A 12987-nucleotide genomic window follows, 5' to 3' on the forward strand; every position below is an offset into this window, starting at 1 on the left:
AAATCCTACTTTGTATCCAAATTGTAAACCTCTCCCCGGGATGAAAAAGAACGTTACTTTACTGCTATTTGTAGCGCTGGCTGCCAATGCCTTTGCGCAGGGTAATACTTTACAGGCAGGTACGCCGGCCGGTGAAAAATTTTCTGCCGAACGACTGCAACGCATCGATAACGTGATTGAACAAACCATCGATTCGGGCTATATCAATGGGGCAGTGGGGCTGATAGCCCGCAACGGCAAAATGGTTTATTATAAATCATTCGGTATGGCCGATGTTGAACAAAAAAAGTTAATGAATAATGATGCTATTTTTCGCATCGCGTCTCAAACTAAAGCCATTACCAGCGTAGCCGTAATGATGCTGTTTGAAGAAGGTAAGTTTTTGCTGGATGATCCCATCTCCAAATACCTCCCAGCGTTTGCTCATCCAAAGGTGGTGGATACCTTCAATCCTAAAGATACAACATATACCACTGTTCCTGCCAAAAGGGAGATAACCATCCGCGATTTACTTACCCATACTTCGGGGATTGCCTATGCCCAGATAGGCTCACCCACCATGAATGCCATTTATGCCAAAGCCCATATCCCGGCCGGCTTTGTGAGTGATAAAATACTACTGGCCGATGCCATGAAAAAACTGGGCCCATTACCGTTGGAGCACCAGCCCGGCGAGCGCTGGACTTACGGCCTTAATGTAGATGTTTTAGGCTACCTGGTCGAAAAGATATCGGGCAAAAGTCTGGACCAGTTTATGAAAGAACGCATTTTTGACCCGTTGGGGATGAAGGACACCTACTTTTATATCCCGGCAGCAAAGCAAAACCGGCTGGTAGCCGTATATACCCCGGATAAAAAGGATCACCTTATCAAATGGAATGCAGCTACTTTTGAGGGCCTTAGCGCCGATTACCCAACCGTTAATGGTACCTATTATGCGGGCGGCGCCGGCTTAACATCCACAATTAAAGATTATGCTACTTTTTTACAAATGATGCTGAATGGCGGCGTTTATAGTGGCCAGCGTTTATTATCACGGCATACCGTCGAATTGATGACCACCAACCAGATTGGCGACCTCTACATCAACCCCAATAAAGAAAAATTTGGGCTTGGCTTTGGCCTGACAACCGACATAAGTTCAAAAAAGCTGGGCATAAGCGAAGGTTCATTTGCCTGGGGCGGCTTTTTTGGCACCCTGTATTGGGTTGACCCTAAAGAACACCTGGTGTGCCTGTTGTTTGTACAGAACTGGCCGTTGCTGCACAACGCCTTCCAGGATAAATTCAGGGCGATGGTGTACCAGGCGCTTACGGATTAATAAAATAGTAAAATACCGTAAAAATACGCTTGGCGTATCCATAAGGGGTAGTTATCTTAGCTTTTGTAAGTGTTTGATTTTAAGTTATTAATAAATAATAAATTATTGTAACACATCGAATCTCCCACCATACCTTCCACCAAACCTTTTTTTAACCTGAACGCAAATAAATCATGAGCACAACAGCACCTAAATCAAACGATGACCCAACAGAAACTGGGTCTCAAAATCAAATTTCTACCTGGGGAAAAGTAGCAGCGGGAATTTTACTCGCGCTATTTACATTATTAGCTTTGAATACAATCATCAGTTATTGGCCCGATAAGTTACCTCCGGCGGGCGATGACGGAAGGTATTATCATAAATGTCATATTACTATGCTTCTTGATAAAGTCGCTATTAAACAACCTGGCAGCCAAAAAGATACTGCAGCTGCCGCACTATTCAAAAATAAACAGGATAGTGTGATTAAAAAGATCAAAACCGGCCAGGCTAAGGTAGCCAAAGCCGATTCTGGCACAATAGCTGCGCTGAAGGCTGATCAAACCAAACATGCTAAGGCGGTTGATGATTCTACGTTAAAAGCAAAAAAAGCATTGGCTAAGGTCGATTCTGTAAAATCGGTAAAATACAACGATACCGTACAGAAGGCGGCTATCTACGATATTGACGATACTATTCAATTTAACACCATTTTGCTCATATTGGTTGCGGCCGCAGGCTTTTTGGGCAATATGATCCATGTGGCTGGGTCTTTCACCGCCTTTGTAGGTCTCGAAAAATTTAAAAAGAGCTGGCTACTTTGGTATTTTGTAAAACCGTTCACGGCTTCGGCGCTTGCTATCGTGGTTTATTTTACATTCAGGGCCGGCTTTTTGAGCACTAACGATGGTGGAAATAACTTAAACCTGTTTGGAATTATGGCTATATCGGCCATGTCAGGCCTGTTTACCGAAGTTGTAACAAGGAAGCTAAGAGATGTACTTGATGTAGTATTTAAATCAAATAGCACTGTTGTTCCCGTAATTTCCGGTGCTACTCCAGTCACGCTAAAGCATTCTGTTGCCAACCCTATTACTATAACGGGTACAAATCTTGACAAAGTGCCGCTAAATATAACTATAGACGGGACGGCAATTGCACCCACAGGTAAGCCGACAGCTACGTCAATCGTTATTAATTTTACAGCTGGGGCTGCCGGTACCAGCCCGGTTTTATCTGTTACAGGCGCAGGTGTAAAAGCTTACACGCAAACATTTACAGTAGCCTGATACCAGGTGCCGAACAAAAAAGCCAGGTATTTTAAATTTGCCTGGCTTTTTTGCTTTAATACACCGCCTTAGGATTATCCAACTGGCCCTTTAAAACACTCCAAACATTTTCCGCAACAATTTTAGCGCCTTTTTCTGTTGGATGGATACCATCGCCCTGGTTAAGATCTGGGTGCCCGCCTACGCCCTGCAGCAGGAAGGGTACCAGCGCCATCTTATTTTTGGCTGCAACGGTGGGGAACACTGCTTTGAATTTATTTACATAATCGGCACCCATATTTGGCGGTACCTGCATACCCAGCATCACCAGTTTGGCTTTAGGGTATTTAGCTTTTACCTTATCGATGATTGACTGGAGGTTCCTGGTGGTTTCGGCAGGCGATATGCCCCGCAGGCCATCGTTTGCACCAAGTTCCAGTATAAATATATCTACCTTTTGTTTTAATGTCCAATCTATCCGGCCGTTGCCTCCGGCAGATGTTTCGCCGCTTACCCCGGCGTTAATTACTTTATAAGGCAACTTTAGCGAGTCTATTTTTTTTGCGATAACACCGGGAAAAGCATCTGCCGGGTCATCCAAGCCGTATCCCGCAGTTAAGCTATCGCCAAAAAATAAAATCGTTTGCACCTGTGCCGATGCAGCAGCCTTATCGGCAGTATCTGCCGGTGCTGATGCGTTGGCGTTTGATTTATCGCCACTGCCGCAACTTGCCAAAGCAAATGTGGCTATGAGTATAAAAAAGATTTTTACTTTGTTCATAAAACTAAATACAACGGTTAGGCGTTTGTTCTTAATATCTCTAAAGGCGGTTTGTTCAATACGCCCCGGCTGTTTAACAAACCAATAATTACCGTTAGCAAAGCGATGATGAAAAATAAAATCAACGCGGGTACAAAGCTAACGGAATAAGGTATCTCGAAACTATATTTTGCTAAAAACCATGTACCTGCCACGGCAATCAAAATACCTGTTAACGCCGATAGACTGCCTAAAAACAGGTATTCCAACGCTGTTATGGCCAATATCTGTTTTCGGCTTGCCCCAAGTGTGCGTAATAAAACGCTTTCCTGTATGCGCTGGTATTTGCTTATACGTACCGAAGCTATGAGTACTACTATACCCGTAATAATACTAAACGCACTCATAAAACGAATTACGTAACTGATTTTGCTTAATAACTCATCCAGGATGCTCAATACCAGTCCAAGGTCGATAATTGATATATTGGGGAATTGCCTTACCACAGCCTGCTGGAAAGCCGCCGATACTTTGTTTGATGGCACATGCGTCATCAACACCTGGAATTGCGGAGCATCTTCCAATACCCCGGTAGGGAACACCACCTGGAAATTGGTTTGTACTTTACCCCAGTTCACCTTGCGTACGCTGGCTACATAGGCAGGCATCGGTACCCCCTGCACGTTAAACACCAGCTTATCGCCAATTTTAAGGTGCGCGCGTTTTTGCAGGTTTTCTTCTACCGATACCGGGATGTCTTTCCCTGGCTCGGCTTTGCCTATCCATTTGCCGTCCAGCAGTTTCTCTGATGAGGATAATGTATCCCTAAACGTTACCCTGTATTCCCAGGCAAATACACCATGGGGAATTTTGATGGTAGTATCTTTAATTACGTCGGCGGCGGTTTTGCCGTTTATCTGCTCCAATCGTACGGTTACTATGGGCACCTGTTGCAAAACAGGCAACCCGTTTTTGCGCGTTACGTCGGCTACGGCATCCTTCTGGCTTTTTTGAATATCAAACAAAATCATATTTGATTGATTGCCGCTGCTTGATAAGTTTACCTGGCTGATGAGGATACTCTGGATAAAAAACAGCGTACAAATAAAGGCCGTACTTAGCCCGATTGAAACCATCAGGATTAAAGTTTGGTTATTTGGCCGGTATAAATTGGCAAAGCCCTGGCGCCATAAATAGCTCCAGCCGCTGTTGATAAGCAGTTTCATCACACGCATCAGCAACCAGGCTACAGCGGCCAGTATCATAAAGGCTACTAAAATACCGATAGTGAAAAAGATGCTGCCTATCCAGCTATCTAACTGTAAATAGGTAAAGCCTAAAACAAACACGATGATGAGTAAATAAACCAGCCAGCTTAAAGGGTCGCGTTTGCGGCCTGCCTCGTCAAATGACATGCGCAGCGTATTTAGTGGCGATATATTACGCACCGATATCAGCGGCAGCAAAGCAAACAATATTGATATAATTACCCCCAATAAAATACCCTGGCCAATAGCCAGCCACGATATCTCGACAGAAATAGTGAACGGCAAAAAATCTTTAAAAACTATTGGCAGCAAATGCTGTATGGCCGTACCCAAAGCCGCACCCGCTATAGATCCTATGAGCCCGATGCCAACAATCTGGATCAGGTAAATCAAAAATGCCTCGGATGCTTTTACGCCTAAACAGCGCATTATGGCTATCGAGGCTATCTTTTCGCGTACATAAATATGAATGGCGCTTGCCACACCCACGCAGCCCAATAACAGAGCAATAAAGCCCACCAGCGATAAAAACCTGCCCAGATCGCCAAATGCCCTGCCGGTATTTTCCTTACGGGTTTCAATGGTATCGTAGTTCATGCCATTTTTATCCAATATCGGGTCGAGCTTTTTGGTTAGCTTTTCCATATCAACTTTATGGTCGTACTTGTAGTAAAAGGTATAATTTACGCGGCTGCCTGTTTTCATGAGGCCGGTTTGTTCCAGGTATCGCATCGGGATGTACACCACCGGGGCAATACCTGCCATGGCTCCGCTTTGCCCTGGAGCTTTGTCCAATGCGCCGGCTATCAGGAAATGTTCGGTGCCTATGCGTACCGAATCGCCAACCTTGGCGCCAAATTGCAGCATCAGCGTTTTATCAACCAGGGCTGTTTGTCCTTGTTTAAAGGAGGTGCCGGCAATCTCGGGCGTGGTTTCTATAGCGCCGTAATAAGGATAATCGCCTTGCAAAGCCCTTATCTGTACAAGCCTGGTGCCTTTGCTTTTTGGAAAATAGGCCATCGATGCAAAACTCCGCTCGGTTGATCTGTTATCGCCCAATGAGTCAAGCATCTTCTTCAGCTTCGGGTCGACAGGTTTATTCCCAGATATCAGCAAATCGGCACCGATGAGCGTTGCTGCCTGGCCATTTACGTCGTTTTGCACATTGTACCTGAACGAGTAGATAGCCACCAGCGCAGCAATACCAAATATGATGGCAGATATGAACAGGAACAACCTCGACCGGTTTTTCCTGCTATCGCGCAAGGCCATGTTAAACAGCCAGGCAACGTTTGTTTTTCGTTTATAATTAACCGGATCGCTCATAATAACTTACCCGTTAATTGTTTTTTCGTCGGATACCAGCTTGCCGCCTTTTATCCTGATGATGCGTTGTGTTTTGGCCGCCAGGTCAAGGTCGTGGGTTACTACAACCAGGGTAGTACCGGCTTCCTTGTTCAAGTCGAAGATGAGTTTAATCACCTTTTCGCTGGTTTCGGCATCCAGGTTACCGGTTGGCTCATCGGCAAACAGAATTTTGGGTGCGTTTGAAAATGCCCGTGCCAGTGAAACCCTTTGCTGTTCGCCGCCGGACAATTGGGAAGGGTAGTGATGTCCGCGATCGGCGAGGCCAACTTTGTCCAGCAAATCCAATGCCCTTGCCTTAATGTTTTTTTCGTTCCGGAGCTCCAGCGGTACCATCACATTCTCCAAAGCTGTAAGTGTTGGCAGCAATTGGAAATTCTGAAAAATGAAGCCTACATACTGGTTGCGCACCTGCGCGCGCTGGTCTTCGGTTAAGTTGCCCAGGCTGATGCCATTTAGTTCCACCGAGCCGGTGCTCGATCGGTCGAGCCCCGCACATAGCCCCAGCAGGGTAGTTTTGCCGCTGCCCGATGGCCCGACGATGGCATTGGTAGAGCCTTCAGTTATCGCGAAGTTGATATCGTCGAGAACGGTAAGCGTACGCCCGGCGCTTTGGTATGTTTTACTGAGATTTTGAATATGAAGAATAGTTTCCAACGGATAATTTTTATACTTTGATAAATTGCCAACCAATTTGTTACCACATCGGTTTGCCTAAATATCCGGGAAATAGCATGCTTATAGCTGCTAAAGGCTACATTTTTTTATTTAATGACATAGCCATGTTTTTTAATGGCTATGACGCCACCAAGAAAGATTAGAACGGTTACCTGTTTCCGATCATTCAGAAATTAACAAAGTATTGGTTAAGCTCCCTCGATAAACAGAGCTAAAGGCATTTTCAAATTCTCAAATCTTCAAATTCTCAAATAATCCCTCTCATCTGCACATCTGTAATTTGAAATCTGCACATTTGCAAAATCTACCCCTCCATTTCCTTCGCCGATTCTTCAACCTTTTTCTTTAGGTCTTCTTTAAAGTCGATGAGGTTTTTAACCAGGTATTCGTCGGCGGTGGATAGGATTTGTGCTGCAAGGATCCCCGCATTTTTGGCCGCATTCAGGGCTACAGTAGCAACCGGGATACCATTGGGCATTTGCAATATCGACAGTATCGAATCCCAGCCATCAATAGAGTTGCTTGATTTTACAGGTACCCCAATAACCGGCAAATGGGTTAACGATGCCACCATACCAGGCAAATGAGCAGCGCCACCGGCGCCGGCAATAATTACCTTAATACCACGGTCGGCAGCTGCGCGGGCATAGCTAAACATTCTGTCGGGCGTGCGGTGTGCCGATACTACTGTAATTTCGTATTCAACACCTAATTCTTTTAATACATCGGCGGCATCCTGCATAATATGCAGATCGGATTTGCTGCCCATAATGATGGCTACTTTTGGTTGTTTTTGGTTCATAGTTCATAGTTCATGGTTCATGGTAAAAAATGGTCAGATGGAATTTCTGAGTGCAGTTATTTTTTTCACCATTACCTCATATTCATTATATAATATCTTAAATTCCTCTTGGGCAATGTACCCTCTTCTTTTTGCGATAAACAAACAGCTTACTACTTCTATTGCCGACCGGAGCGAATATCCCAAAAATACTTTAAAGACGGCTTTGCTTTGCCCTGTGGAACCTTCAGCGATATTCAAAACTACCGAATCGGCGGCTCTTTTTATCTGTGAAGTTAAAATGTAAATTTCTTCTTTAGGGAAAGTTTTAGTCAGCTGATTAATTTGCTCATCCAAATCCATGGCCAATTGCCAAACTTGTAAATCCTCGAATCTAAATGCCATAAAACCTAAACTAAACGACTTACAATAATGTGTTCTACCATGAACCATGAACAATTTCTTAACTTACTACCTTCAGCATCTTCTGCACAAATCTTGCTTTCTCAATAGCTTTTTCCCTATCGGCATCTACTATCGTCACATGCCCCATTTTGCGGAACGGTTTAGTCAACGCTTTACCATATAGGTGAATATATACCCCTGGCACTTTCAGTATCTTCTCAATACCCTGGTAAACCGCCGGGCCTTCGTAACCTGCTTCGCCCAATACGTTCACCATAATGGCATTGTTAAGGCAGGCAGTATCGCCTAAAGGTTGGTTAAATATGGCTCTTAAATGTTGCTCAAATTGCGATACCACGTTGCCCTCAATAGTCTGGTGACCGCTGTTATGCGGACGAGGGGCAAGTTCATTAACCAATATTTTGCCGTTTTTATCTAAAAACATCTCAACGGCCAATAGTCCTACAATTTTCAGGCTTTCGGCTATTTTTTTGGCAATCTGCTCTGCTTCCTGCTGTATTTCAAATGGCAGGGTCGACGGCGAAATTAAAAACTCAACCAGGTTGGCTTCAGGATTAAATTCCATCTCGACCAGCGGGAAGGTGCTTACCTCGCCATTTTCGTTGCGTGCTACTATTACGCCTATTTCTTTTTCAAAATCAACCCATTGCTCTATCAGGCTTGGTTCTTTAAAAGCCTTGGTAAGGTAACTTTCATCAACTACCTTGTAAACGCCTTTACCATCATAGCCATCCCTGCGGAGTTTTTGGATATAAGGAAAAGGAATGGTGCTTTGCAGTAATTCCCGGGGCGACGATATGATCTGGAAATCGGCGGTAGGGATATCGTTTTCTCTAAAAAATTGCTTTTGCAAACCTTTATCCTGTATCAGCCTGATGATGCGCGATTGGGGATAAACCAGCACTCCCTCTTTCTCCAGCTGCTCCAGCGCATCCACATTTACCTTCTCAATTTCGATGGTAAGCAAATCAACAGTTTTGCCAAAATTGTATACGGTTTCGTAATCGCCTAACGATCCTACGGTAAACTCGTCGCAAAGTTTGCGACAGGGTGCTTCCCTGTCGGGATCGAGGATTTTAACCGTAACATTATAATTTATAGCCTGTTGTATCAGCATGCGGCCTAACTGGCCGCCGCCTAAAATACCTAATTTCAAATCTCCGTAAAATGCTTTCATTTGATGTTGCAAGTTTACCTGAAATCTTTCAAAAACCCATAACCTGCTTTTATATCTGGGTTGTTATCCTTTTTTTATCCTCAGGTAGTAAAAAACGCTGTGCACTATTAAAAATATGAACCCGGTGATAAGGTAAATCACCTTATACTGCGGAGGTAACTGCATAGTAAATATGGTTACTATAAACGCTACAGGCCCGCCAAAATACAACGGCAACCGTACCGGCAGGTTATTCCAGTAAGCCGGGTTTACCAGGAATAATGATGGCAACGACATTATAAAAACGATAATGTTGAGCAACACTATCCCTTCACAAATTTTAGGCAGGGCGGTGGAGTAGTCGGCCCCTTTTTGGGTAATGGCGTAGTAAATGCTGTTAACAGCTATTGATAAAATTACAGAAAATATAACCGTTTTAAATAGTTGCCTGGCGAGTACTTTCATAGTTGAATGTTTTTGGGCATAGCCCGCAGGCCATGTTTTATATGCAGGTGCAAAATAATGTAATAGCTTGCTTAAAGCTTTAATATGAATGTCACAAATTACTACACTGCACTATTTTCAATCTTCCTCAACAATATTATCGGGCGTTAACTTCCTGAAAAACATGAAACAAAGTACAATTATTTGTGCTACAAAATGGAGCGCATAAAATTGCTTATCGTCATTTTGCAGCTTTGTGCCTAACAGCACGTACAGCAAAATAGCCACCGGTGTAAGTAAACAGGAGATAAACGCCCTGCTTTTTGCATTTTTAAAGTTGATGGACATAAAAAGGCCCGGAATCTCAATAAGCGTTATAGGGATATTAAGCAATAAAGCGCCAACCAGGGTTGATGGTACCAGGTGATTATCCCACTGGCCCTTAACCGTGAACAGAATAAATACAAAACTGAGTACGATGGATAATAGAACCGAAAACAGGTACAGCAACAAAAGTAATTTCCAGATTTTCATAACTTATATAACAAGCCCCGGAAGGCTGAGCGGCAATTTTTTAAAACTACATTTTTATTGCCGAAATAGAAATACTGATTAAAGACCGCTGTGTCCACCCCGGAATAAACACGTTTTCGGGCAGCTTTTCTGTCCTGTCATCCCCTTATTCAACAGTCAATTGTGCTCTCGGCTTAAATTTCTTTAAAAAAATAATCACAACATCTACACTGGTTTAACCCCCTCAAATTCAAGAAATTCACCCTCTTTTCCAATTCGTGCAATTCGCCTCAATTCGTGCAATTCGTGTCAGTTAAAAACCTTTTGTGTAATTATTAGTTATAACACCTGTGTTTATTTATTAATTATATAACTTAAAAGAAAAAACTATCAGGAAAACTACTACTCATTTACATTTCAATTTACGAACAAAATCAAAAAGAAAGATGAACATGAAAAAGTCAGTTTTAATTGCTGTGGCCGCGTTAGGCATCGAATTTTTATCGAACAACGTAATGGCGCAAACCCAACAAACCGATACAACTAAAACAGCCCCTGCAACTACACCCGCCGCTCCTGCTGCCGCATCGGGCGATGTAGTTGGCGTTTTAAGCAGTACTACAGATTTTGCCCCATTGGCACTGGCCGTTAAAACTGCCGACCTGGAACCTGAATTAAAAGGCCCCGGCCCATTCACCGTATTTGCACCAAATGATGTAGCTTTCAGTAAGGTACCAAAGCCTACGATGGACGATTTGACCAAAGACCATGGCAAACTGGCTAAAGTACTAAACTACCATGTAGTTGCCGGTAAATACACCAAAGCCGATATCATTAAAGCTTTAACTGCCGGTAAAGGAAAAGCAGTATTAAAAACAATCGATGGTGATAACCTTACCTTATCGGTAAATGATAAAAGCAATTTACAAATTGTAGATGCCAAAGGGAATGCAGCATTAGTTGTCTCGTTTGATACTATGGCTTCAAACGGCGTTATCCATGGCTTAAATGGCGTGCTGATGCCGCAATAATTTAGCAGCGCTGCACTCAAAGCAAGGCATCCCGGTATAAATACCGGAATTAATGATCAATTTTAAATCCAAAGGGTTTGGCAGTAAAAAGCCAGGCCCTTTTTTATTGGTGTTATTAAACAACCAGCCCGGTATTGTTCAGTTTATAAACCAGTTGCCCGTCTATCGTTTCCGAATAAGTAAACCCGTTGCGTTCCAATAGTTTAACCGACGGCTCATTTTGCGGCATTGGCCAGGCGGTTATAGTTTTAAGCAGCATATTGTTAAACCCAAACGCGATAACTTTTTTGATGGCCTCGCCCATCAGGCCCTTGCCCTGGTATGTTGGCAGCAGTTCGTAGCCAATTTCGGCCGTTGCCGCGTAGTAATCAAAATTCCAGCAGCAAATGGTGCCAATAACGCCGGGAGTGTTTTTTAATTGGATAGCCCAATACACACCTTTCCCTTCGAGCCTATCCTGTTTGCGGGCCTCGATGAATTGATTAATGGCCTCCATAGTTTGCACGTTACTGCGGCCTATAAAACGGTTTATAGCTTCATTGCTGCGGATAGCTAAAAGCTGCCCGCTATCTGCAGGTACAAGTTCCCTTAAAACCAATCTGTCAGTTTTTAATTGCGGGAAAGCGGCTGATGGAAAAACAATACCCATTATTTTTTTGGAGAAAATTTAGCTTTCCAGTATTTATTATCGGCAATAAGCGCAACGGGTATACCAATACAAACGATAAGGATAACCAACCCGGTTAAAGCTACATGCACTTTAATGTGATGGTAACCAATTTTGCTTAATGGCACTACAACCAGGTTCATTACCAGCCAAACTATAATGCCATAAACAACGGCAATAATATATTTATTACGGATAAGCTTATCAAAAAACGGGTAAAGCAGGTAAAAGGCGGTGGTAAACAAAAATGCTATAAGGTAATGAAAAAACACGCCCGCCACTACCATTTGAGTGCCGCTGGTAAAAGCCGCCTTGCCAAATACGGCGCTTGCAATAAATTCAAAAATAACATCGGCACCCACCTTTGGGTTGGTAATAAAGCTCCAGATAATGGCAGCCATGCCATCCAGCGTGCCGGTTAAAAAACCAAGCCAGAAAATAGTAGGCAAAGCATCTTTGAACTTTGATGATTGGTTTTGTGCTGCCATGGCGGTGTATTTTATAGCATAAAGTTATACTTTTTATAAAAACCAAACGTATCGGACCTTTTATTTTTTATCTGTAAAAAAATATTAAAACTGATGCTTATTTTTATGCGGATGAATGCTGCCAACACAATTGAAATACCGGGCCTTATTACGCAAAAAATAACCCAAAAGCTGGTATTTAACACAGATGGCATTACTATACAAAAAGCTTCGCCGTTAGCTTCTTCTGCTTTTTTGCCTGCCGCCAATATCGCAGCTTTCAGGTATGGGGTTAGCTGGATAAGGGGCTATCGGTTTGTTTTTGGCCGCCAGTATTTTGTGGAGGTGCAAGCCGACGACCGTAAAATTTCGCGTATTAAGCTGGGCAGTTATTACGGCATCCGTAAAGAAGTTTATGGCACGCTTTGGAATGATATTATCCAGCAATTATGGCAAAACTACTTTGTAAACCTGTTTAACTATTACCACGACCTGTACAAAATTCACCAGACTTTTGAGCTTTGCGGCATCAGCTTCCATTTTGCAGGCATATGCTGGGACCAGCAGGATATTTTACCCTGGCACACCATAGCCATTAGCAGTTACAGTACCTATTTTATGATTTACAACTGCCAAAACAAAAAGCAGTGCAAAAGCAAAAACTTCGCCAATGACTGGAACGCGGTGATATTACAGGTATTGCTGAAAGAGATTGTTAAAGAGCGTAATGTGATGTTGTCATAAGCAAAAAGGTAGAGACGCATAATTGCGTCTCCCGTTTGCAAATCGAACAGGCAAATCGACATTGCAAATCCTGAATATCCCGTGGGAGATGCAATTCTGCGTCTCCTCTACGGAAA

General features: G+C 43.3%; 14 protein-coding genes. 4 read left to right on the plus strand and 10 right to left on the minus strand.

Annotated features, from left to right (window positions below; all coding sequences use genetic code 11):
• Positions 1 to 40: 40 nt before the first annotated feature.
• Together ACFGVS_RS27910 and ACFGVS_RS27915 are read left to right on the plus strand one after the other, a co-directional pair.
• Positions 41 to 1321: a serine hydrolase domain-containing protein gene (locus tag ACFGVS_RS27910; protein ID WP_439696456.1), complete on the plus strand. Its 1281-nt coding sequence runs from the start codon at positions 41 to 43 to the stop codon at positions 1319 to 1321.
• Positions 1322 to 1494: 173 nt separating this feature from the next.
• Positions 1495 to 2592 carry an IPT/TIG domain-containing protein gene (locus tag ACFGVS_RS27915; RefSeq protein ID WP_439696457.1) on the plus strand — a complete coding sequence of 366 codons (1098 nt, stop codon included), beginning with the start codon at positions 1495 to 1497 and terminating at the stop codon, positions 2590 to 2592.
• A gap of 55 nt (positions 2593 to 2647) precedes the next feature.
• On the opposite strand, the gene ACFGVS_RS27920 is transcribed toward ACFGVS_RS27915, so the two are convergent.
• From ACFGVS_RS27920 to ACFGVS_RS27955, 8 genes are all read right to left on the minus strand, one after another.
• The gene (locus ACFGVS_RS27920) at positions 2648 to 3352 is read right to left on the minus strand and encodes an arylesterase (RefSeq protein WP_439696458.1); all 705 of its coding nucleotides are present in this window, start codon (positions 3350 to 3352) and stop codon (positions 2648 to 2650) included.
• Positions 3353 to 3369: 17 nt separating this feature from the next.
• Positions 3370 to 5925 (minus strand): ABC transporter permease, encoded by a 2556-nt coding sequence (locus ACFGVS_RS27925; RefSeq protein ID WP_439696459.1) that lies wholly within the window; start codon positions 5923 to 5925, stop codon positions 3370 to 3372.
• Between the two features lie 6 nt (positions 5926 to 5931).
• Positions 5932 to 6621: an ABC transporter ATP-binding protein gene (locus ACFGVS_RS27930; RefSeq protein ID WP_439696460.1), complete on the minus strand. Its 690-nt coding sequence runs from the start codon at positions 6619 to 6621 to the stop codon at positions 5932 to 5934.
• A 325-nt stretch (positions 6622 to 6946) separates the two neighbouring features.
• Positions 6947 to 7444: a 5-(carboxyamino)imidazole ribonucleotide mutase gene (purE, locus tag ACFGVS_RS27935; RefSeq protein WP_090652997.1), complete on the minus strand. Its 498-nt coding sequence runs from the start codon at positions 7442 to 7444 to the stop codon at positions 6947 to 6949.
• Positions 7445 to 7477: 33 nt separating this feature from the next.
• The gene (locus ACFGVS_RS27940; protein ID WP_439696461.1) at positions 7478 to 7828 is read right to left on the minus strand and encodes a four helix bundle protein; all 351 of its coding nucleotides are present in this window, start codon (positions 7826 to 7828) and stop codon (positions 7478 to 7480) included.
• Between the two features lie 58 nt (positions 7829 to 7886).
• Positions 7887 to 9026, minus strand: coding sequence for a 5-(carboxyamino)imidazole ribonucleotide synthase (locus ACFGVS_RS27945; protein ID WP_439696462.1), 1140 nt, complete (start codon positions 9024 to 9026; stop codon positions 7887 to 7889).
• A 63-nt stretch (positions 9027 to 9089) separates the two neighbouring features.
• Positions 9090 to 9470, minus strand: a complete 381-nt coding sequence (locus ACFGVS_RS27950; protein WP_439696463.1) for a hypothetical protein — start codon at positions 9468 to 9470, stop codon at positions 9090 to 9092.
• A gap of 117 nt (positions 9471 to 9587) precedes the next feature.
• The gene (locus ACFGVS_RS27955) at positions 9588 to 9983 is read right to left on the minus strand and encodes a hypothetical protein (RefSeq protein ID WP_439696464.1); all 396 of its coding nucleotides are present in this window, start codon (positions 9981 to 9983) and stop codon (positions 9588 to 9590) included.
• A gap of 431 nt (positions 9984 to 10414) precedes the next feature.
• On the opposite strand from ACFGVS_RS27955, the gene ACFGVS_RS27960 reads away from it, so the two are divergent.
• Complete coding sequence (locus tag ACFGVS_RS27960) at positions 10415 to 10993, plus strand: fasciclin domain-containing protein (protein ID WP_439696465.1); 579 nt, start codon at positions 10415 to 10417, stop codon at positions 10991 to 10993.
• 115 nt (positions 10994 to 11108) lie between these two features.
• Here ACFGVS_RS27960 and ACFGVS_RS27965 read toward each other — a convergent pair whose 3' ends face one another.
• Positions 11109 to 11642, minus strand: coding sequence for a GNAT family N-acetyltransferase (locus ACFGVS_RS27965; RefSeq protein ID WP_439696466.1), 534 nt, complete (start codon positions 11640 to 11642; stop codon positions 11109 to 11111).
• Positions 11642 to 12148, minus strand: coding sequence for a hypothetical protein (locus tag ACFGVS_RS27970; RefSeq protein ID WP_439696467.1), 507 nt, complete (start codon positions 12146 to 12148; stop codon positions 11642 to 11644). Before ACFGVS_RS27970 ends, ACFGVS_RS27965 begins: the two co-directional genes overlap by 1 nt.
• A gap of 93 nt (positions 12149 to 12241) precedes the next feature.
• On the opposite strand from ACFGVS_RS27970, the gene ACFGVS_RS27975 reads away from it, so the two are divergent.
• Positions 12242 to 12871, plus strand: a complete 630-nt coding sequence (locus tag ACFGVS_RS27975) for a hypothetical protein (RefSeq protein WP_439696468.1) — start codon at positions 12242 to 12244, stop codon at positions 12869 to 12871.
• Positions 12872 to 12987: the final 116 nt, after the last annotated feature.

It is taken from the genome of Mucilaginibacter sediminis (assembly GCF_051903035.1).
Lineage (GTDB): Bacteria > Bacteroidota > Bacteroidia > Sphingobacteriales > Sphingobacteriaceae > Mucilaginibacter.

Excerpts from the sequence above, each read along its gene's own strand:
- ACFGVS_RS27975 (WP_439696468.1), top strand. The coding sequence starts at position 12,242 with ATGCTTATTTTTATGCGGATGAATGCTGCCAACACAATTGAAATACCG.
- purE (WP_090652997.1), bottom strand. The coding sequence starts at position 7,444 with ATGAACCAAAAACAACCAAAAGTAGCCATCATTATGGGCAGCAAATCC.
- ACFGVS_RS27970 (WP_439696467.1), bottom strand. The coding sequence starts at position 12,148 with ATGGCAGCACAAAACCAATCATCAAAGTTCAAAGATGCTTTGCCTACT.
- ACFGVS_RS27915 (WP_439696457.1), top strand. The coding sequence starts at position 1,495 with ATGAGCACAACAGCACCTAAATCAAACGATGACCCAACAGAAACTGGG.
- ACFGVS_RS27955 (WP_439696464.1), bottom strand. The coding sequence starts at position 9,983 with ATGAAAATCTGGAAATTACTTTTGTTGCTGTACCTGTTTTCGGTTCTA.
- ACFGVS_RS27945 (WP_439696462.1), bottom strand. The coding sequence starts at position 9,026 with ATGAAAGCATTTTACGGAGATTTGAAATTAGGTATTTTAGGCGGCGGC.
- ACFGVS_RS27925 (WP_439696459.1), bottom strand. The coding sequence starts at position 5,925 with ATGAGCGATCCGGTTAATTATAAACGAAAAACAAACGTTGCCTGGCTG.
- ACFGVS_RS27920 (WP_439696458.1), bottom strand. The coding sequence starts at position 3,352 with ATGAACAAAGTAAAAATCTTTTTTATACTCATAGCCACATTTGCTTTG.
- ACFGVS_RS27910 (WP_439696456.1), top strand. The coding sequence starts at position 41 with ATGAAAAAGAACGTTACTTTACTGCTATTTGTAGCGCTGGCTGCCAAT.
- ACFGVS_RS27940 (WP_439696461.1), bottom strand. The coding sequence starts at position 7,828 with ATGGCATTTAGATTCGAGGATTTACAAGTTTGGCAATTGGCCATGGAT.
- ACFGVS_RS27950 (WP_439696463.1), bottom strand. The coding sequence starts at position 9,470 with ATGAAAGTACTCGCCAGGCAACTATTTAAAACGGTTATATTTTCTGTA.
- ACFGVS_RS27965 (WP_439696466.1), bottom strand. The coding sequence starts at position 11,642 with ATGGGTATTGTTTTTCCATCAGCCGCTTTCCCGCAATTAAAAACTGAC.
- ACFGVS_RS27960 (WP_439696465.1), top strand. The coding sequence starts at position 10,415 with ATGAAAAAGTCAGTTTTAATTGCTGTGGCCGCGTTAGGCATCGAATTT.